The sequence below is a fragment of the Rhodococcus sp. NPDC003382 genome (assembly GCF_053589135.1).
Window position 1 is genome coordinate 64,152 of record NZ_JBSFRH010000022.1, and the last position, 19,551, is coordinate 83,702.

Below are 19,551 nucleotides of genomic sequence, written 5' to 3' on the forward strand. Positions count from 1 at the left end.
GATCAAACCCGCACGCGGATCGTCTCCACGAGCGTGACGAGCCGATCGTGGTGCGAGCCCGCCCAGAACACCCGGCCGCAGCCGACGCAGCGCCGGAAGTCGTCGTAGTACCGGCGGGTCAGCGGCTCGAGCTGATCGAGAACCTCCGACTTGGGCACCTCCACGAGCAGGTCGTTGCAGCGCATGCAGCGGGTGAAGGGCGCGAGCCGGGGCGTCAGGTCGAGTCGCCGGACGACCTCGACGACCTGCTCGACCGGATCGACCGCGTGCACGAAGAGACCGTGGGTGATCACCTTGCGGGCGAGCAGGCCGCGGTCCCGGGTCAGGAGAATGCGCTGGTCGTCGGTGCTGACCCGGGCGAGCGTCTCGTCGGCCGCGGTGGGCGACCATTGCACGTCGAACCCGAGGAGCCGCAGGTATCGGGCCAGCTTGCCGACGTTGACGTCGGCGACGAACCGCGGGTCGCGCAGCGGCGCCGGCCGCAGCCGTTCGATCGGTTCGATGCCCAGCGCCTCGAAGACCGGATACACCGCGATGCGGGCGCCGGTGCGCGGCCGGTATCCGAAATCGACGGGCTCGCCGTCGACGACGATCAGGTCGATCTCCGTGTGCGGGATGCCCCTCGCCTCGGCGACGTCCTTGACGGTCTGGTGGGGCCGGAACGGCCGGCGCGAGGCGACGCCCCGGCATTCGGCGGCGACGAACGCGTTGAGTTCGGCGTACGGGCGGACCTCCACGAAACCGGTCACAGCTGTCATCGTCCGGCCGTGTCGTGCACCCGCGCAACCCGTGGTGGGTGCACTCGACGCACCCCCACCTGTGAGGGGTACCGACGGCGAAGTCGACCTGCGCATACTGAGGGCATGGCCGACAAGCGGGGTGTGGCCGCGAATCGGACGGTCGGGTCGCTGCGCTCGTCCATCCGAGATGCCGCGCTCGCCACCGACAGCCCGTCCGACTTCGCGCAGGCCGCGCTGAGCGTGATCCGCAGACGGATCCCGTTCGATCGGGGCATGGTGGGCACGACCGATCCCGGGACGCTGATGATCACGTCGGCGACGATGGTCGACGTGACGGACCCGACCGGCCGCGCGGTCGAGATCGTCGCCGAACTGGAGTACGGCACTTCGCCCTACGCCAACACCTACGGCAGGCTCGCCCGGAAACCGGAGGGAGCCCAGACGATCCGCGACGCCATCGACGGTGATGTCCGGGATGCCTTGCCGTATCAGCAGATACTCGAACCGCTCGGGATGGACGACGAGGTCCGTCTGGTGTTCCGTGGGCGCGACAACCGGGTGTGGGGCGGCGGGACGCTCATGCGCGGACCCGGCCACCGGTTCGGCGATGCGGACGTGAAAGCGCTCGCCGAGATCGCCCGCGAGATCGGCGAAGGCCTGCGCCTGTCGCTGATCCGGCAGGCGCCACAGGTGGTGGCGGAGGTGTCCGACGGCCCCGCCGTGGTGATCGTCGGCGAGGACGACGAGGTGGAGTCGGCGACCCCGCGCGCATTGGAATTTCTCGATCGGATGGGCGGCGACTCGCAGATCCGGATGATGCCCGCGGTCGCGGCGGCCGTGCGTTTCCGGAATTCGGGCGACGCGGTGGTCACCCGGATGCGCACCGCCGACGGCGAATGGCTGGTGCTGCGCGCAGGGCGGCTCGACGGCCGGGGAGCGGCAGGTCGGGTCGTCGTCACGCTGGAACCGGCCCATCCCACGCAGATCGTCGCGCTGGTGACCGACCTGTACCGACTCACCGCGCGGGAGGCGGAGGTGCTCGGACATGTCCTCGCCTGCGAGACGCGGGCGGAGATCGGGCAACGAATGTTCATCAGCCCCTACACCGTCCAGGACCACCTGAAGAGCATCTACGCCAAGCTCGGCGTCAACAGCCGTCAGGAACTCGTCGCACACCTGTTCTTCGCCCACCATCTGCCGCACTTCGGTGCGCCGGTCGGACCGGACGGCTCGTTCGTCGGGGCGGCACGAAGCGAACAGAACCCGTAGCTACCGGTCGGGGCGTCCTGGAGAGGGAGGAAACGTCGTGTCCGACATCCTGATCGTGACGTTCGAAGCCGGCGGCAATGTGCCGCCGGCGCTGGGTATCGGCAGGGAACTGCATCGCCGCGGTCACCGCGTCCGGGTTCTCGGGCACGCGATGCAGCAGTCGCAGATCGAATCGGCCGGGCTCGAATTCCGCGCCTACCGGAACTCCCCGCCGTGGCGCCCCCACGACCAGTTGAGCACGTGGACGGTCCTGACAATGGGGATCACGATGGTCACCGAACCGGGAGTCGGGCAGGATCTCCGGGACGAGGTGCGCGCCGATCCGGCCGATCTGGTGGTCGTCGACTGCATGCTGTTCAACGCGCTCGATGCGGCCGCCCGTGAGGGACTGCGACACGTCGCGCTGTTCCACACCTTCTACGCGATGTTCTACGGATCGTTCCGGCGCGGCCCGTTCGGTATCGTCGCCCGAACGAAAGGGCTCGGTCCCCGGCGTGTGTGGCACAACTCCGATCTCGAACTGGTGTGCTCGGACCCCGAGTTCGATCCCGCAGCTCGCGACGGAGCCGGGCGGACGAACGGGCACGTGGTGTGGACCGGGGCCGTGCACGATGTCCGGGAGGCGGCGGTGGGGCGGACCCCACCACGGGTGCTCGCCAGTCTCAGCACGGCCGGATTCGCGGGCCAGCGCAGGACCCTGCAGAACATCCTCGACGCCGTCGAGGGCACCGACGTCGAGCTGGTCGTCACGACCGGACCCTCGGTCGACCCCGCGGGATTCCGTGTACCGGCGAATGCGACGGTCCACCGGTACGTTCCGCACACCGAGTTGATGCCGGAATGCTCCGCGGTGATCGGGCACGGAGGGCACGCCACCACGTTCCGGGCTCTTGCCCATGGTCTTCCGATGCTGATCATGCCCATGTCGCCGCTCACCGACCAGCCGGCGATCGGAAAGGCGGTGGCTTCCGCCGGCGCCGGGAAGGTGCTCCGCAGGACGGCGAGCCCCGACAAGATCCGCGACGCGATCGACGATCTGGTGCATTCGGAGCGCTATCGGACCGCGGCGGCCGCGCTCGGCACCCGGATCAGGGCCACCGACGGCGCTGCGGCCGCCGCTGATCGGCTTCTCGCGCTGGACGACTCACCGTGATAGGTATGTCCCTCACGGACCCGCTCGGCCGTCAGTCATCCGCTCCGACGATCGTCAGAGCGGATGATTGAGCGCGCCGCGGATAGGTGCCACGGGTCTCAGGACCCGGTGCGGTACACCATCTCGGACAGGGTGATCTCGAACTCCTGTGTGCTGTCGTCGAATCGGACGGTGTAGACGGTGGGGTAGTACGCGGACTTCTGGTAGGCCTGAGGTTGTTTGATGCTCTCCTTCAAGGTCGGCTCGGTGAGCAGCCATGCGCGGGTGATCATCGGTTCCATGAACGTGAAGGTGCCGTCCCAGGATCCGTTGATGAACGTCTCGGTGAAGTCGTAGACGCCCGGGATCATGCCTTCGGTCGCGTCGACCCAGTGCGTCCCCATGAACGGCACCGCCAGTTCGGACGCCAGCGCGCCGGGCGGGGAGACGTAGTCGCGCGGCATGTACCGGGCGTCGGGAAAGTGGGCGGCCTGCGTGCCGAACTCGGGTGCCGCCGGATCGATCCGCATGATCGACGCCATGTCGGTCATGTAGAAGTGGAAGTCGAAATGAGGCTTACGGAAAAGGATTTCGGGTTCGTGTCCGTGTGGGTTCCAGTTGAGCATCAGGTGGTCGAAGGCAGTCGCGGACGCCTCTGCCGGGAAATCGAGCATGAGCATGGCCGGTTCGGTGGGAAGGCCGTCGAGTGCGGCAGCCGAAACCCGGACGCCGACCGCGGCCGGTTCACCGCCGGGGTCCACGGAGGCGAAGGTTCGAACCACTCCGTTGCCGAGGTTCCCCGAGGATCCGAAGGAGGTGCGGCTCCCGTCCGGAGCCGCTGTCGCGCTGTACCAGGACAACCCTCCCGCAACCAGGAACGCTGCAATCGCCAGTCCTGCGGATCGGAACAGCCGGTGATGCCGCATCGTCCGACCTCCTCGTCGAGATACGTTCTTCTACTACAGGATTCGCGCTCGATCGAGGTTCTTTCCTGTGCTCTCAGTATCGGACGACGCCGTGCCGCCGGACCATCCCTCGGACGGGGGGGTGTTGCGGCCGTGCGCGCGTGGACCCTGTCCCGGTCACCGGAACGCGAGATTGACACCTTCGGCTCCGCGCAGTTCGAATCCGGCGACCGTGTCCCGACACCGCAGGAGCCCGCATGACCGACGTCATCAGCCTCTACATCAACGACGGCCTGTCCGAAGACGAGGTCGCGCACCAGGCGGCGCTCTACGGGCCGCTGGTCGAGGACATCCGCGCGCTCATTCCGCTCGGTATCTCCACCCAGGCCGACGACGACGAGATCCGCCGGGCTCGCGAACACCTCGCGGCGGCCGCGGCGATCCTCGGGAGGCGACGCGACCCCGGACCGTACGGGACACGGTTCAACGACGCCGGCCAATTCCGTTCCTGGGGCAACGCTGCATTAGGGCTGCGCAACGCGGTGGCTCCGCCGCTCGAGATGAACACCGACCCGGACGGCCGGGTCTGGACGGACTTCCACCTGCACATCGGCTACGAGGGGCCGGCCGGCCACACCCACGGGGGCGTTTCGGCGCTCGTTCTCGACCAGGTCCTCGGCGACGCCGCTCGTGTCGGGGGCTCACCCGGCATGACCGGCACCCTCACCCTCCGCTACCGCAGGCCCACCCCGCTCGGCGACCTGCACGCCGAGGCGAAGCTCGACCGCCGCGAGGGTCGCAAGGCGTTCGTCACCGGCCACATAGCCGGGCCCGACGGGATCTGCGTGGAAGCGGAAGGCATCTTCATCTCCCCACCGTGGATCGAGGACGCGCGGGCCAAGATCGACGCGCAGGACTGAATCCGGGGGAGTCAGTCGTCGAGTCGCTCGGCCTTCGCAATCGCCGCCTGCAACTGTTCGAGCAGTGTCCGGGCCTGCGCGAGGTCGAGCGCGACGCCGAGGCCGTCGAGAAGATCGAGTACGACGGTCGGTCCGTTCGCGCGTGCAGTGACAGGGTGTTCGCCGGTCGTCTCGGTCACGAGCGGCTCCTCTCGTCAGGCGGAGTGCGGCTACCGGTCCAGTGTGCCGCGAAGAACTGGTGCCGGGAGGCGAGACGAAAGAGTGGTGATGGTGCGCCTCCATGAATCCATCTCAAGCCAACGCACCCCGTTTCGGCATCTTGTCGAGAGTGTTGGGGACGCACTGCGGGCGGACCAGGGTGCGGTGGACGTGGCACTGGAGCAACGCACGTCGGTGGCGCGACCACGAGCCAATCGCAAACTGGAGCCCGCCGAGGTTGAAGCGCTGGTCTGGCGCTATCGGGAGGGCGCCACGGTCTACGAGCTGGCCGAGGAGTTCGGCATGCACCGCCAGACGGTCAGCGCCCACCTGCACCGCGAAGGCGTCGCCTTGCGGTCGCGGGTGCGGATGACGCCACGACTGCTCGCCCGCGCGACCGAACTGTACGAAGCCGGCTGGTCGACGGTGCGGATCGGCAAGGAGTTGGGACTGGGGACGAGCACGGTCGGCAAGGCGTTGAAGCGATCAGGGGTGGCGATGAGACCTCCGGCAGCGGAGCGGTGGAAATAGACCAACTCAAGCAACCCTGCTGAGCATTTAACAACGCATAGGTTGGGGCACAGTTAGAACACACCCCTACCGGATACATTCAGAAAGAGCCCGGACGGAACTGGCCTGAGATTTCTCATCAATCCGGTTGACTCCCGCGCGCAAGTTGTTGATATTGAAAGGCGGGAGACGGGCGCGCCATCTTCCTAAGGATCATAATAACGAGAGGAGGTCCCACAATGGACGTCAAACAATTTATAACACAAACACTAATGCAGACCGCCAGCTCCGTGTCGGAGAGCGAAACAGATGACATCAAGTTCTTCCTTGATGAGTCGACCGGCATTGAGTTCGATCTGGCAGTCACCGTAAGCCGCGACGCATCAAGCAAGACTTCCAAGGAAGCCAAAGCAAGTGTCACGGTCCTTTCAGGTGACTACGCCACAGAAAACTCTACAAGCGATGTCCACCATTCTGTCTCCAGGGTGAAGTTCACCGTTCTTCCTCGTAAGCAGCACCAGGACTCGCCTACGTTCTCCACAGGAGGTGAGACATTGTTTAGCGCAAATGAAGTGTTCTAGCGATCCTGGGCAAGCGATCGTCGCTACGATCCGCCACCCCACCCCTGAGAAGCGCGCACCAGTACCGCGCAGCAGGCGCATTCCAAGCGATTGGAAAATGGCCCGGTTTGCCTAGAGGGCCGATCTTTCTGTCGTACCCTAGAATGAACCACATTGCCTCGCGATTGGACAGTGGTATGGGCTGCTACCTCTGTGCTTACCTGCATTCCGAGTCCCCCAACCAGCCCCGTTCCCTGCCCGCAAATAGCCAGGCTGATGCAGATGAACCACTCGCCACCTGTTCAATCTGTTCTGTATGGGTCTGTTCCTCGCACGGCAGCCGCTACCAGGGCTTCGAATGCGCCATCTGCGTGCCGGCACTGGCTGTCATCCAAGCCGTCCTACCCGGCGCAGGTCCTACTCCTGCAACAACAAAGGCCCAGCAGGCGGGGAGTCAACTGACAGAACGCGTCCAGAATCGCGCCAGGGCCGCCTTGCAACGCATCCTGACGGATGGCCGCCACACTTATGACTACTCCTATGGGCCCCCTACCTTCGGCGCGAACGAGCCCAACCTAGTAACTGATCTCGCCGCGGTCGTCCGGCAACAGGTCCCAGAAATCGACACTCAGTTGAGGTTCGACGTAGGCAATTACAACTTCGGGCTGTCGATCGATGAAATTAGTGCCACGGTCCGCGCCAGGTTCGATGGTCGGGAATTTAGCTCTGAGGTGAGCGAACCGGCAGTGGTGACGGTTGCGGGAGCGCTTCTCCTGGCGTATCGTACGGCCGACCAACGACCCCAGGACCGCGACCAGATGGCTGCCGAACAGGCACTGATCGAGCCGCCCGTGGCGCCATGGCACGTCTCACATCCTGCACTACTTGACCCGATCATGTGGATGGTCGGCACGGCGTACGCGATCCAATGATAATTACTAACAAGCCCCAACCAGTACCCGCTGTCCATCAGGCTCGCAGCGGTGTGAGTACCGGACGGGTGTTTATCGCCGAGCGTAGCCCTGAGGGCCGTACCATATCGGTGGTCGCGGACGACCGGAAGGTGGTCCTGGAGAATCAGCGGGATGCTCCCCTGGAACTAAGAACGATTTCGACGGGACCGCAGGTGACCGCTTCCGGGACGTACCTCGCGCCGGATGATTTTGCCAAGTTCACGTCCCGATCGGCGGCAATTAACGTGCGTGCGTACACCTGGCGCGATACGGCCCGCAAGGTCAATAGTCGCGCAGGGATCTATACGCTCTGGCCTACCATCATGGCGATCGTCGGGGCCCTTGGAAGTCTGGGCTTCCTTCTGTTCGTTGTCGCGAGCCCGACGGCCACAGTTAGTACTGAGACGGTAGAAGCCCTCGTGGCGTGGGTGCAGCAGCCGGCCGAGCAGGCGACAGCCAACCCCGCCTCTAACCTAGATGTGGAGCAGCGCGCCGAACTGGCCGCCCAATGTCTCGCGTCACTTCGGGGCGAGCCGGCACCCAGGGTAGAAATACCTGGCATCCAGTGCGCAGCCAATCTAACCCCCTTGTGGCGCACTCCACTCGCGGCAGGAACTTTTGCCGCACTGCTCGCCGGTGTTGGTGGGGCCATCGCAGGTCTGCTGCTGTTGAAGAAATCTTTCGGCTTTCAGAAGAGTCCAGAGTAACGACCTGCAGCCAGCTGACTGAAGGTGTCATGAGCGGGCGAATGCAGGCGGAGGTTGGACTGTGGACGTGCGGCTGATTGTCGCGGAGCGCCCGCGAGCTGGGGATCACGACTGACCTGAGGAATGCTCGCAAGATCGCGTCTCATCGACCATTCGGTGTCTCCTTAATGGTTATCTGCGGACTGGGACCAATGATCGTTACACTCTTTCGTGCCCGGCTGAGCGCAACATAGAGATTGCATGCGTCGCTGATGTCTGCAGCGTTCGCGATGATGACATGGTCATACTCAAGGCCCTTAATGAGCACGGTCCGAGAGACCACACGCGACTGGCTTTGCCGCCCGCCGTAGCGCACCCGCTCGCGGACGCGCACAAGTTCGATAGACATGTCTCGCTCGGGATCAATTGCACAAGCCTCGATGACTTTGGTCATGTCACGCCATGCTTCGCGGGAGTGCAGCTGAGCCTCTCTTGCAAGACGGATCGCATCCATAGACTCGGCAAGCACACGAAGATCCGGTGACGACTGGACCCGGTCGATTGCGGCGAGCGTCTTCTCAAGACCCGGACGCTTGAGCGTCGCCGCCGGTTTGCCCTTGGCAAGTCGACCCATAACACCGCTATCGAGTTTGCCGTAGCCAGTGAAACAGTCTTTTGCGGTAGATGCCAGCCATGTGGCGTAGTTGCTTGGTTCGAGGCCCGCAAGAGATCCGAGCAACTTCGCCATGAAGCTGCCGCCCATCTCCTCCATAGCAACGTATCCGTACCCTGACAGACGTGAGGCAACCGCTCGCGCGGCGTGCAAATGCGGTGCGGCGATAACGACAACAGTCTCGCCATCTCCCCGGCGCTGTCGGGCTGCATTGACCAGTTCAAAGCCGGCAGCAGTCTTAGAGAGGAAGGTCACGCCGTTCGGGAGACCGCTTCTGAGATCAAGCACATTGCCGGCGGTCAGTTGACGACGAACGGAGAGGAGCCAAGCGCCGAGATCTTCGTTGTGACCTTGCCAGCGACGCGGGACATGGTTCATCGGGAAATCCGGGAATTCTGGCAGGACATCCACGTCCCAATCGACAATCGGATCGGCAAAACCAAAAATGCCCTGTAAACGATCACCGAAGACTATGGCCTGAGGGATCGCAGTTTTCAGTGCACGCACAAGGGCATGTTGGTTGGTTGAGCAGTCTTGATATTCGTCGACAAGCAAGTGAGTGTAGCTCAGGCCGAAGACGTCTCGAATGTGCTGCCGCTGAAGCACTGCGATGGCGCCTTGAATGTATTCCTCGGAGCGACTGAGATCGACGGCCTCGGGGACATCGAATCCAGCGTGGGATGAGTACGCGCTGACGAGCTCGACCGCAAGGCTCGTCAGCGTTGCGACGTGGTACGCATCAGGATCGACATCCAACTCGCCGAGTTTGGAGCTCATTGCGTGAACACCGGCGACGGTGTGGGTAAGCACGAGTGCTCGACCGCCGTCACCAGCGACACTGCGCACGTTGTCTGCCAGAGTCCAAGTCTTGCCGCTCCCGGCTGCGAGCTCGACTGAGGCTGGCAGGTGGTCAAGTAGACGCGGAGTATTCACGATGCAATCTCGTCTTTCGACGCCTTCTCCTCCCCGGAAGCATTCTGTCGTGGATCGAAGATTGCTGCCCGAAGCGCGTTCACCTTGGCAAGTTCGTCAGAATCTTGGAGGTGTCGGGCGGCCATAAGCTGCGATGCGAGAGCGCGCCCCCGATGTACCTGTTTGAACCAGCTCTTCTTGCTGGCGACTTTGGCAATGAGTTCACGCGCTTTGCTAAGCGAATAGCCCGAACTAACCCAATCTCCCACATTCAGGGAGGTCTGGTCGCGCGGCAGTCCGGCGTTCCCAAGGTGAGTTAAGAAGTTGGCTGCTCCGTCGTCGGGATGTTCAGACAGTGTGATACCCAATTGGATGAGTGCGGTTAGGCCGTCGGCATCGAGAACCTCACAAACGGCACGCTCCACGTTGAAGCCGTCACGCCATCGAACTGCTTCGGCCCCGGGGCGGGCAGCGAAGGCGTCGGCTTTGACGTTGACATCGTTGACGTCGCTGTCCATTAGCAGGGTGACTTCATATCCGAGGTCATCCAAGATCTCTCCGCGTGTGACCGTGTCCGAGCCACTGCCTTCGACGGCGACGACACCGAGCGCAGCACTGACTGGGGTCCCATTTGCGGCAGCTTCGGCGTCCCACTGGTCCAATAAGCCCAGCAACAGGCCGTATTCGGTCTTCCCCTCACCAATTGCGATTCGGCGCGCAAGGAATGCTTCCGGAGATGCCCGGAGCAGCTTCTGAATCTCCTCGTCGCCCGCCGCAAGGCACTTCACCTCGACCCGACCGTCAGCGAGCGACCGAACTACAGCGAGATCCTCGGCGTCAAGGTGCCTTAGAACGATTGGCGAGTGAGTGGTGACGAACACCTGGCCCGGAATGTCTGTGCGCCTGAGTTGTGCTAGCAAGTTGACCAATCGGTGCGGCTCAAGTCCGTACTCGATCTCATCGACAAGGAGGAACGCCTTGCCGTCGTGTGCAAGCTGCTGCGCTGCGATGCCTGCGAGACGCCGGCTACCGAGTCCGTAATTGGTCAGCGGGACCGTGCCTTCGTATAGCGCAAGGTTCCCCGATGAATTTGAAAGCGACTGATCGAGACCGGGCTGTAAAGACTCAAATACGCCGCTCCCCAGGTCATGCATCTTCTCCTGGATGGACTTGGCCAGCTGTCCAAGGTCCTCTGGGATTGAGCCCGCGACGGCTGCACGGGCGGTTCGATTGGCCTCCACGAGAAGCTTCGTGGCTCCGTGTTTGGTTTGGGTAAGTCGGCCAAGAGCAGATGTCTTGGTCCACCGCAGGTGCGCATCGATGCGCTCGTCCACCTTGTAGGTACCGATCAAGCGCCGAGCGGCCGAGCTAACTGCTGCCTCGTCCGTGCCCTTACCTGGTCGGAAGACTGTCCACTTAGGCTCGAGTTCACTGTCGACCGTCAAACAAATAGTGACGCAGACTTCATGGTCGTCTTCGGGGTCCTTATGAAGCTCACCGGCGGCATCCAGACCACTTAGATGCAGACCGAGCACGTGATGCTGGCGAAGTTCGGGAGGCAATCCCGTGAGCGTCACTCGAATTGAGATCGGGTTATTCACGTCTGCTTGATAGAAGTCTGTGTCTGTGAACGACAAGTTCCATCTGTCGCTAAGCGCCATGTCGATAGCAGACAAGATACTCGACTTGGTGCTGTCGCCCGGCCCGATAAGTGCCAGAAAGCGGCGGCCTGCTGGGATGTTCCATGTAAGGGACTTGATTCCCCGAAAGTTCTGAATGTCGATGCGTCGGATCTCCATCAACTACTCGCCCTTCCATTGCTCGTCGGAAAGTGGAGACCTATTGAGCTGCTCTCGCCGACTGCGCCAATCCGGCAGGTACTGATCCATCAGGCTCGTAAACCTTTCGCCGTGGTTGCGTTCGAAGTAGTGCGTCATCTCGTGGACGATGATGTACTCCAGGCAGTCGGGGTGCTTCTTGGCGAGTTCGGCGTTGACCCACAAGTGCCGGGTTTCGCGGTTGCACGAGCCCCACTTGGTCTTCATGCGGCGGATAGTCCACTTCGGCACGCTCACGTCGAGCGCCTGCTCCCACTTGGAGATAAGTTCGGGAAGCGCCTGGCGAAGCTGGTCGCGGTACCACTTGTCGAGGTAGTCACGGCGCTTCTCAATCGAGGTGTCGGCAGGTACGTAAAGTACCAGCCGCTCGCCGTCAATCTCGAAGTGCGCCCGGCCTGCTCGCTCGACTACCTTGAGCCGGCGACGGACACCCCAGACGTAGTGGGATTCGCCGGTCACCATCTCGCGCTCAGACTGCCGCTCGGCGGAGCGCAACTTGTCACGCTGCCGCTTGATCCACGGCAGACGCTGAATCACGGCCAGGCGCACCTGGTCGTCGTCGAGCCGTGTCGGGGCGGCTACGCGCACGCGGCCCATCGGCGGGTAGACCCCGATGTGGAGATTCTTGATGTCCTTGTAGATGACGTCAATGTCAATGCCACGGACAGTGAGGTAGGCATTAGCGGTACTCATCGCGCGCCTTTACCAGTTCAAATAATTCGTCGAGTCGGTCGAAGCCGTCCGGCAGCGTACGGCGGATCGCTCGCTTGACGACCTTCTCCTTCATCGAGTTACCCACCCAGTCGTGCGGCTTGCTCGTCAGAATCGCAGTGTCGACCTGGATCGGCAGCGTCTGGTCAGGCCATCCGAAGTCGATCAAGGCGCGTCGTGCGCCGTTGTCCGCCCAGTCGGGATACTTTACGTCCGACTCTTTGGCTCCGAGCTTCTTCGCGGCGTCAAGCAGCTTCGCCAGATATTCCTGGTAGTCGATAGCCTGCTGGCGGCGCTGTTCGATGATGGCGTCGAGCAGTTCGCTCATCTTGTCGTAGTACTTCGGGTTCATGGCGTGCTCGTCGACGATTACCTTGCGCATGTTGTTGGTGATCGTCTCGGCAACGGCCTCGGGGTCCTTCTTGATCCCGGCAGGCAGTTTGTCGACCGCACCGGCACCGAGCTTGACGATCAGATCGATCAGGCCGGTGTCTTCGAAGTTGGAGACGACGTCAGATGCGCCGGCCTGGATGTAAGTGTCGAGCAGGAACCGCATACCGGCTTCGTATTGCTTGAAGTCGACATCTTCGCCAGCACCCAGCTTCACCTCGGCGCGTACGTCGACGTAGTGGGCGATCTCCGCCTTGATTGCCTCAGCCTCGGCCGCGCTATAGCCAGCGGAGGTCATGTCGTTGGCCAGATTGGCGTAGGCACGGGTGACGGCGGCAACTGCCTTGTACAACTCGACGCGCTTCGGCTCGTTGGCCTTGAGCTGTTCGACGTTACCCTGCTCCACTGCGCAGAAGTACTGCTGGTACTGAAGCGTATTCTTCGGGAGCGCAACGGGTTCGACGAGGGCGCGGATCCGTTCGAGGGCCTCGTCGAGGTTCTCGCGGGCCTTCTCGATACGGTCGGTCAGGAGGCCCTCGATGTCCTTCTTCTCGTACCCGTCGAGCGCGCCGGAGGTGTAGTCGCCGACGGCGTCTTCGATGGAGTTGAACAGGTCCTGATAGTCGACGATGTAGCCGTAGTCCTTGTCGTCGCCGTCGAGGCGGTTGACCCGGCAGATAGCCTGGAACAGCCCATGGTCGCGCATCTTCTTATCGATGTAGAGGTAGGTCGCGCTCGGCGCATCGAAGCCGGTCAGCAACTTGTCGACCACGATCAGCAGCCGCATCTGGCCAGGGTTCTCGATGAACTGCCGCTTGACGGCCTGCTCGAACTCCTCGACCTTGTTCACGGCCGCGTCTTCGGGTTCGTCGAAGTAGTCGGCCAGCATCTTGCGGTAGATGTCGTACTGGCGGATCTTCTCGGTCTTGCCGGCGCCGGAGTCTTCCTTAGCGATGTCGCTGGCATTCGGGGTGTAGCTGGTAACGATGGCACATTTGCCCTTGAAGCCGGCCGCGACGAACATCTCGTAAAACTTGCAGGCCTGGTAGATGCTTGAGCCGACGAGCATGGCGTTGCCGCGCCCATCCATCAGGCGGGGCTTGGTCTCCATGTCGAGCAGGATGTCGTTGACGATCTGCTTGGCGCGCGGCTCGCTTGAGACGACCTTCTGCATGGTGCCCCAGCGCTTCTTGAGTTCAGCCTTGGACAGGTCGGTCATGCCCCTGGTCTTGACCTCGAACCACTTGTCGACCTGCTCGGGGCTGGTCAGTTCCTGATCGATGTTGCGGGCTTCGTAACGCAAGTCGAGGACGACACCGTCGGCGACAGCTTCGTCGAACTTGTAAGTGTGGATGAAGCTGCCGAAGGTCTCGATACTGGTGGCCTTGTCGGCCTTCAGCAGCGGGGTACCGGTGAAGCCGATAAACATCGCCTCGGGCAGCAGCGCCTTCATAGCGGTGTGCATCTTGCCGGACTGGGTGCGGTGGGCCTCGTCGACGAAGACGAAGATGTTGCCCTTGGCCTTGAAGTCCTTCGGGACGCGGGCGTGCAGCTCCTTGATGAATTCGGCGGTCGCCTCATCGTCCTCGGAGTCGCTGTCAGCGGCACGGAACTTGTGCACCAACGAACAGATCAGCCATTCCTCGCTGGCGTGGAGCGTGCTAATCAGGTCGGCGCCGCTCTTGGTGCGGTAGATCTGCTCGTTGACACCGTTGAAGACCTTCTCGATCTGTTCGTCGAGTTCGGTGCGGTCGGTGATCAGCAGGACGCGGGCGTCAGGCTGGTTCTCGCGAATCCACTTCGCCAGCCACACCATCGTCAGGGACTTGCCCGAGCCTTGGGTGTGCCAGATGATGCCGCCCTCGCGCTTGGCGATGCGGTCCTGGGCGGCTTTGATGCCGAAGTACTGGTTGTGGCGCGGCCCCTTCTTGACGCCCGCGTCGAAGACGACGAAGTCGTGGATCAGTTCAAGCAGCCGCGGCTTGCTGCACAGCTGCAGTAGGGCCCGGTCGAGCGGGTCAGCGACGTTGGACGACTCTTTCCACTCCAGCCAGTACTTCTCCGGGGTGTCGATGACGCCGTAGCGCAGCCCCTCGACGTCGTTGCCGGCGAAGACGAACTGCACGGTCGAGAAGAACGAGCGAATGAACTCCGGCCTCTGGTTGCCGATGGTCTGCCGGATGCCTTCGGAGACGGCAACTTTGGAGCGCTTGAGTTCGAGCGTGGCGAGCGCCAGCCCATTGACGTAGAGCACTACGTCGGGGCGCTTGGTGTGCTGCCCGGCGACGGTGACTTCTTCGACGACGACGAAGTGGTTCGCCTCCGGGTTCTTCCAGTCGATCAGCCAGACGGTCTCGGTCTGCTTGCCGACACCGGGCTTGACCTTCACGCCGTAGCGCAGCAGCCCGTAAACGTCCCTGTTCGCCTCGTAGAGGTCGTGACCGGCACCAACCGAGGCAGCCTTGCCGAGTTGGTCGAGCGCGCGGTTGATGAGGCTGTCGTCGTAGCCGCGTGCCTTGAGGTTCTGGACGAGCAGCTCGATCTCGACGTTCGAGTTGCCGTCACGGTACTCCCAGTTACCCAGATACTCGTAGCTGAGCTGGTCGCGAAACAGCGCCACCACGCGGTCCTGCGCTTTGCGTTCAATTTGTCCAACATCACTCATGAAGCAGCCTCCACGTCGGACTCATCAACCCAGCGGGCCAGAACACTGAGGGCAGCCAGGTACTCCAGCGCCTCCTGCTCTGACAGTTCCTGGTCGACCTCATGGCTCAGCGGATTGCGGATGCCCGCAAAGACCCCTTCGGCGAAGGTCATCACGCCACGCTGCACCGACTTGTAAGTATCGCTGCCGTCGTCCTTCATGCGTCGCAGCCGTGACTTGCCAGGTTTCGGCTCATCCGTCGAAAACACCTGCTTGAACAGGTCGGTTTCGCTTACGTCGCGACGACCCACCTTGTTCTGTGTTTCGGCATTGAGCTTTCGAATCGCGCCGCCGACTGCTTCGCGGTAGTGGCCGGACTGCCAGAGCGACTTGGCACCCTCCCAGATCCACGGATGAAGTTCGGCAGCAGAGAGTTCCGGAGCGTTCTCACCGAGGTTCTCCCGAACTTCCTCGGCGCGAACGAGCGCCTCACGGGCTCGAATCGATGCTTCGTAGTGGACTGACCACTTCTGTCGGTCCTTTTTCTGCACGTCCGTTCGCCAAGTCGGAACGATTCGATCAAGGATCTGTTCTACGACTTGAGCACGTTTGACAATCTCATCCTCGGGAATCGCTGTCTTGTAGCTATGGAATCCAGCAGAGCCTGGCGGAGAAGGGACATAGGTCACCGTGGTGGCCTTGATAAAATCGTCAAGTTGCTCGATCGCCCACTCGGTATTCATGACGCAGCCTCCACAGGCAAACGCGTACGGCCAGTCAGGAGCTGCTGCATCATGCCGGTCTTGGTGTCGCGAGCCTTGCGAAGGCGTTCGTGCAGCAGGTTAATCTCAGCATCTGCATCCGCGAGGGTGTCCGCGATGGCCATTTGCTCAGTGAGACCAGGTATGATTGTAGTGAATCCTTCGACGTCTCCTGGTCGCAAATTATTGATACTTGACCCCGACAGGATCACATCAAGCCATCCCCTAAAAGCATGCGTTTCGAGAATCTCGGCAACGAATCTAGAGCTTGCAATGGACTTGTCGGTGCGGAACGCGCCCATGAAAGCGCCAAATGTGTAGCGCGGTTCACCCACTGCTGGCTCAAAGCGCGCAGCTTTCCCAACTAGCGCACGGCTACCGTTAGCCATGCAGATAACGATGTCGCCGTACTCAAGAACCTGAGACGGCGCAACACGGCGCTCGTGAACAAACTGCAGACCATCACGGTCGATCCGACTGCGCTGCACGTTATTCGAGCGAAGCAGTCGGATGGTATGTGGCCGATCGCTAGACGAAAGATCTTGGCCAGGGTCGTACCCCACTCCACGGATGCACTTTCCTAGGGTGCCAAGCCTGGTTTCGGTCCACGGATCGGCGAACCCTGGCAGACGCGTGCGGCCCGTTACGAGCTGTTGCATCATTCCCTGCTTGATCGCCTGCTTCTTGGCGAGGAGGCGTTCGAGGGTGGAAACCAGATTGTCGATGCTGCCAAGCGTCGCGACGATCTGTGCCTGCTCGGCTGCGCTTGGCAACGCGACAGTAAAGCTATTAAGGCTACCGTTTGTAATCTGATTGATAGTGGCGCCCAAATGTTCATCAATTTGGATCTTGAAGTCATCGGACTGAAAAAAATACTGAAGAAATGGGTTTGCATCGGATCTATAGACTGCCATGAAAGCGCCGAAAGTCTGACCTACCGCCCTATGGTCGAGCAATACACTCTTACCAATGAGCCGACGGCTGCCGTTTCGGACGCAAATCAGGATGTCGTTTTCGCGCACTCGAATCTTTTCGGGGATAATCGAGTCGACATAGACATTGTCGTCAAAAGACAGACTTCCATTCTGGATATTAGACGAACGTAACACCAGAGTCCCGGAGCGCTTCACGTTACTAGGGCTATACGTAAGTCCGATCAAACTCTGCCCAATTTCACCCAGTCGTACGCGTGGCCAACCTGCTGCGGCAGTCATGAACGAACCCCCATCGCGTCGAGGTGACCCGCAACCTTGGCTTCGATTTCTTCCAGCTCAGCGTCGAGTTCACTAACTGTCTCGGCATATCGTTTACCGAGCTGCTGAATGCGCGCAACCAGGTCGAGCGTCAATGCTTCAACTTCACCGGCCACGCGGCGCACAACCGTTGCGTACCATTTGTCGTCAAGCACCAGTGTCTTGATGTCATCCTCGGTCAGGTCGCCGTACTTCTTGAGTGTTGCGAGGTCAAGCTCGCCCTTGGCATCTTTGAGGGCCTTCTTTGCGGCGGCTTCAGTGTTGTACAGCTTGGTAGCGTGTTGCAGCGCTTTGATTTCGTCGGGGTCGCCGCCAGCCTTGATCGCTTTCAGGCGCGTGGCCACGAGCGCCTTGGAAATCTTGTCGTCGTCCACAGCATCAGCCAGTAGCCCGTCTTCGACAGCGTGTTCTTCGATGTACTCTTCGACGGCACGCGTAGCTTCCTCGGCTGCGGCTGCCAGTTCGTCGATCTCGGCCTGCTCGTCGGCGAAGAACCGCGCCACGATCAGTGTCGGCGGGATGAGATCCATCTTGTACTTCTGTGCGTTGCGTCCGCTGCCGATGACGAGGTCGGGGCTCTCGGCCAGCTTGCGGTCCTTGTCCTCGATCGTCTTGCGTGGCTTGGCCGCGCCGAGCCAGCCGTCGTTCATGATCAGGAAAACGTCGTCGTGCATGGTGTCATGCCAGTAGGTCATGAGCTGCTCGTAGACGTCGTACTCGTCGAGCAGGGGCACGGGCTTGAAGCGCACGAGCAGGTCGTCGCTGATCGTGGCGATCAGGTCGATGGGCTTGGTCTTCTCGTCGATGGCCGCGAGCGCGTCGCGATGGGCGGCAAACCAGTCGGTCATGAGAGCCCTCGCCTCATCGGCAGACTTCTGGAACTCGGTCGAGTCCAGGATCGCCTGCTGAACTTCGCTGACGTCGATGGTGAGGTCGCTGTAGCCGGGCCGATTCGGCTTGAAGAGCTGGCCACGGAGTTGCGGGAAGGCGTCCCAATAGGGTGCGAGTGCATCGAGGTCGGCGTTAGGGATGCCGCCATACAGGTGGGCACTGAGGTCCTGCAGGTCTTCGGGTTCGGAGGAGTCGATGTAGCGCGGGATGTTGAGGTTGTAGTCGTTCTTCGGGTCGGCAATCTCGCCCATCGGCACCATGCGCGAGTAGCGGTCGATCTCGACCTGCCTGGTGAACGTGTCGACGATCTTGTGGATGTCTTGGCTGCGCAGGCGGTTCTTGTTGCCGTCCTTCATGAAACCCTTGGAAGCGTCGATCATGAACACGCCAGTGCGGGCCTGGGCGTTCTCCTTGTCGAGAATCACGATGCAAGCGGGGATGCCGGTGCCATAGAACAGGTTTGCAGGCAGGCCGATGACGCCCTTGATAAAGCCTTGCTTGAGCAAGCGGGTGCGGATAGTAGCTTCGGCGTTGCCGCGGAACAGCACGCCGTGCGGCAGGATGATCGCGGCCTTGCCGGTGCTCCTAAGCGAGGTGAGCGCGTGGAGCAGGAAGGCGTAGTCGCCATTCTTCTCCGGAGGGCGGCCGTACTCGAAGCGGCCGTAGTCTTTTTCGAGGCCGTTATTCCAGGATTTCACCGAGAACGGCGGGTTCATGACGATGTAGTCGAAGGTCCGCAGGCGGTCGCCCTTGGTGAACTGCGGGTTGGTAATGGTGTCGCCCTTCTCGATCGTGGCGATCTCATTGCCGTGCAGGATCATGTTCATCTTCGACAGCGCCCAGGTGGCGTTGTCTTTCTCCTGGCCATAGATCGTCATGCCGCGCGGCGCCTCGGCGGCAGCCTTGAGCAGCAGCGAACCGGAACCACAGGCCGGGTCATAAACGGTCTGGTCCTGGCGGGTCTGTGGCCCGATGCCGACGACCTTAGCGAGGATGCGGGAGACTTCGGCCGGCGTGTAGAACTGGCCCTTGCTTTTGCCTGACTCGGTGGCAAAGTGGCGCATCAGGTACTCGTAGGCATCGCCGAGCAGGTCGTCACCCTCGGCGCGCGAGCCGCGGAAGTCGAGGTCGTTGAAGATGGTGACTAGCTTGGAGAGGCGGTCCTGCATCTCCTTGCCCTTGCCGAGCTTCTCCTCGTCGTTGAAGTCGGCCTGGTCGATGACATTGCGCAGGTCGTTGGCTTCGGCAAGCCTGGCAATGATCTTGTTGAAACGGTCGCCAATCTCCTTGTCGCCCTTGGCGGCAAGCATGTCGTCGAACGAGCCGCCGTTGGGCACCTCGATTAGGCCGTCGCGGCCGGTCTTTGCCTTGTCGGAGACGTACTTCACGAACAGAAGCGTCAGGATGTAGTCCTTGTACTGGCTGGCGTCCATGCCGCCGCGAAGCTGGTCACAACTTGCCCACAGTGATGAGTAGAGGTCTGACTTCTTAAGCGCCACAGCTGGTCTTCCTGTTGTGTCCGTAGGCATACGTGATGCCATTTTACCATTTATTCGAACAAATGTGCGAAGATTCTTGACTCTCCGTTTGGTCGCGTCTCAGCAT

General features: G+C 61.8%; 17 protein-coding genes. 7 read left to right on the top strand and 10 right to left on the bottom strand.

What is annotated here, in order from left to right:
• Positions 1-2: 2 nt before the first annotated feature.
• Positions 3-749: a Mut7-C RNAse domain-containing protein gene (locus tag ACWDUD_RS16440; protein ID WP_450110009.1), complete on the bottom strand. Its 747-nt coding sequence runs from the start codon at positions 747-749 to the stop codon at positions 3-5.
• Between the two features lie 114 nt (positions 750-863).
• On the opposite strand from ACWDUD_RS16440, the gene ACWDUD_RS16445 reads away from it, so the two are divergent.
• Together ACWDUD_RS16445 and ACWDUD_RS16450 are read left to right on the top strand one after the other, a co-directional pair.
• A complete protein-coding gene (locus tag ACWDUD_RS16445; RefSeq protein WP_450109972.1) occupies positions 864-2,009 on the top strand; it encodes a helix-turn-helix transcriptional regulator in 1,146 nt (381 codons plus the stop codon).
• A 37-nt stretch (positions 2,010-2,046) separates the two neighbouring features.
• Positions 2,047-3,162, top strand: coding sequence for a glycosyltransferase (locus tag ACWDUD_RS16450; protein ID WP_450109973.1), 1,116 nt, complete (start codon positions 2,047-2,049; stop codon positions 3,160-3,162).
• Between the two features lie 98 nt (positions 3,163-3,260).
• Here the strand turns inward: ACWDUD_RS16450 and ACWDUD_RS16455 are convergent, their stop codons facing one another.
• Entirely contained in the window at positions 3,261-4,067 is an 807-nt protein-coding gene (locus ACWDUD_RS16455; RefSeq protein ID WP_450109974.1) for a DUF5602 domain-containing protein, read from the bottom strand.
• 236 nt (positions 4,068-4,303) lie between these two features.
• Between ACWDUD_RS16455 and ACWDUD_RS16460 the strand changes: the two genes are divergently transcribed.
• On the top strand, positions 4,304-4,966 hold the full coding sequence (locus ACWDUD_RS16460; protein WP_450109975.1) for a PaaI family thioesterase: 663 nt from the start codon (positions 4,304-4,306) through the stop codon (positions 4,964-4,966).
• An 11-nt stretch (positions 4,967-4,977) separates the two neighbouring features.
• On the opposite strand, the gene ACWDUD_RS16465 is transcribed toward ACWDUD_RS16460, so the two are convergent.
• Positions 4,978-5,145: a hypothetical protein gene (locus ACWDUD_RS16465; protein ID WP_248673960.1), complete on the bottom strand. Its 168-nt coding sequence runs from the start codon at positions 5,143-5,145 to the stop codon at positions 4,978-4,980.
• 190 nt (positions 5,146-5,335) lie between these two features.
• Between ACWDUD_RS16465 and ACWDUD_RS16470 the strand changes: the two genes are divergently transcribed.
• From ACWDUD_RS16470 to ACWDUD_RS16485, 4 genes are all read left to right on the top strand, one after another.
• Complete coding sequence (locus ACWDUD_RS16470) at positions 5,336-5,695, top strand: sigma factor-like helix-turn-helix DNA-binding protein (RefSeq protein WP_450109976.1); 360 nt, start codon at positions 5,336-5,338, stop codon at positions 5,693-5,695.
• Positions 5,696-5,913: 218 nt separating this feature from the next.
• Positions 5,914-6,255, top strand: a complete 342-nt coding sequence (locus ACWDUD_RS16475; protein ID WP_450109977.1) for a hypothetical protein — start codon at positions 5,914-5,916, stop codon at positions 6,253-6,255.
• A gap of 143 nt (positions 6,256-6,398) precedes the next feature.
• Positions 6,399-7,166 (top strand): hypothetical protein, encoded by a 768-nt coding sequence (locus ACWDUD_RS16480; protein ID WP_450109978.1) that lies wholly within the window; start codon positions 6,399-6,401, stop codon positions 7,164-7,166.
• A gap of 110 nt (positions 7,167-7,276) precedes the next feature.
• Positions 7,277-7,894, top strand: coding sequence for a hypothetical protein (locus tag ACWDUD_RS16485; protein ID WP_450109979.1), 618 nt, complete (start codon positions 7,277-7,279; stop codon positions 7,892-7,894).
• A 142-nt stretch (positions 7,895-8,036) separates the two neighbouring features.
• On the opposite strand, the gene ACWDUD_RS16490 is transcribed toward ACWDUD_RS16485, so the two are convergent.
• The 7 genes from ACWDUD_RS16490 to ACWDUD_RS16520 are packed head-to-tail and all read right to left on the bottom strand — an operon-like array spanning position 8,037 to position 19,445.
• On the bottom strand, positions 8,037-9,479 hold the full coding sequence (locus ACWDUD_RS16490) for a UvrD-helicase domain-containing protein (protein WP_450109980.1): 1,443 nt from the start codon (positions 9,477-9,479) through the stop codon (positions 8,037-8,039).
• The gene (locus ACWDUD_RS16495) at positions 9,476-11,257 is read right to left on the bottom strand and encodes an ATP-dependent nuclease (protein ID WP_450109981.1); all 1,782 of its coding nucleotides are present in this window, start codon (positions 11,255-11,257) and stop codon (positions 9,476-9,478) included. The genes ACWDUD_RS16490 and ACWDUD_RS16495 overlap by 4 nt, the downstream gene beginning before the upstream one ends.
• A 3-nt stretch (positions 11,258-11,260) precedes the next feature.
• On the bottom strand, positions 11,261-11,989 hold the full coding sequence (locus ACWDUD_RS16500) for a M48 family metallopeptidase (protein WP_450109982.1): 729 nt from the start codon (positions 11,987-11,989) through the stop codon (positions 11,261-11,263).
• On the bottom strand, positions 11,976-15,062 hold the full coding sequence (locus ACWDUD_RS16505) for a type I restriction endonuclease subunit R (RefSeq protein WP_450109983.1): 3,087 nt from the start codon (positions 15,060-15,062) through the stop codon (positions 11,976-11,978). The genes ACWDUD_RS16500 and ACWDUD_RS16505 overlap by 14 nt, the downstream gene beginning before the upstream one ends.
• Positions 15,059-15,784: a TIGR02391 family protein gene (locus tag ACWDUD_RS16510; RefSeq protein WP_450109984.1), complete on the bottom strand. Its 726-nt coding sequence runs from the start codon at positions 15,782-15,784 to the stop codon at positions 15,059-15,061. The genes ACWDUD_RS16505 and ACWDUD_RS16510 overlap by 4 nt, the downstream gene beginning before the upstream one ends.
• Positions 15,781-17,016, bottom strand: a complete 1,236-nt coding sequence (locus ACWDUD_RS16515; RefSeq protein ID WP_450109985.1) for a restriction endonuclease subunit S — start codon at positions 17,014-17,016, stop codon at positions 15,781-15,783. Before ACWDUD_RS16515 ends, ACWDUD_RS16510 begins: the two co-directional genes overlap by 4 nt.
• Positions 17,013-19,445 (bottom strand): type I restriction-modification system subunit M, encoded by a 2,433-nt coding sequence (locus ACWDUD_RS16520; protein ID WP_450109986.1) that lies wholly within the window; start codon positions 19,443-19,445, stop codon positions 17,013-17,015. The genes ACWDUD_RS16515 and ACWDUD_RS16520 overlap by 4 nt, the downstream gene beginning before the upstream one ends.
• Between the last annotated feature and the right edge of the window lie 106 nt (positions 19,446-19,551).

What these genes read in the sequence shown, in the direction of transcription:
- ACWDUD_RS16460 (WP_450109975.1), top strand. Translation starts at nt 4,304, where the DNA reads ATGACCGACGTCATCAGCCTCTACATCAACGACGGCCTGTCCGAAGAC.
- ACWDUD_RS16475 (WP_450109977.1), top strand. Translation starts at nt 5,914, where the DNA reads ATGGACGTCAAACAATTTATAACACAAACACTAATGCAGACCGCCAGC.
- ACWDUD_RS16445 (WP_450109972.1), top strand. Translation starts at nt 864, where the DNA reads ATGGCCGACAAGCGGGGTGTGGCCGCGAATCGGACGGTCGGGTCGCTG.
- ACWDUD_RS16455 (WP_450109974.1), bottom strand. Translation starts at nt 4,067, where the DNA reads ATGCGGCATCACCGGCTGTTCCGATCCGCAGGACTGGCGATTGCAGCG.
- ACWDUD_RS16495 (WP_450109981.1), bottom strand. Translation starts at nt 11,257, where the DNA reads ATGGAGATCCGACGCATCGACATTCAGAACTTTCGGGGAATCAAGTCC.
- ACWDUD_RS16500 (WP_450109982.1), bottom strand. Translation starts at nt 11,989, where the DNA reads ATGAGTACCGCTAATGCCTACCTCACTGTCCGTGGCATTGACATTGAC.
- ACWDUD_RS16505 (WP_450109983.1), bottom strand. Translation starts at nt 15,062, where the DNA reads ATGAGTGATGTTGGACAAATTGAACGCAAAGCGCAGGACCGCGTGGTG.
- ACWDUD_RS16480 (WP_450109978.1), top strand. Translation starts at nt 6,399, where the DNA reads ATGAACCACATTGCCTCGCGATTGGACAGTGGTATGGGCTGCTACCTC.
- ACWDUD_RS16510 (WP_450109984.1), bottom strand. Translation starts at nt 15,784, where the DNA reads ATGAATACCGAGTGGGCGATCGAGCAACTTGACGATTTTATCAAGGCC.
- ACWDUD_RS16515 (WP_450109985.1), bottom strand. Translation starts at nt 17,016, where the DNA reads ATGACTGCCGCAGCAGGTTGGCCACGCGTACGACTGGGTGAAATTGGG.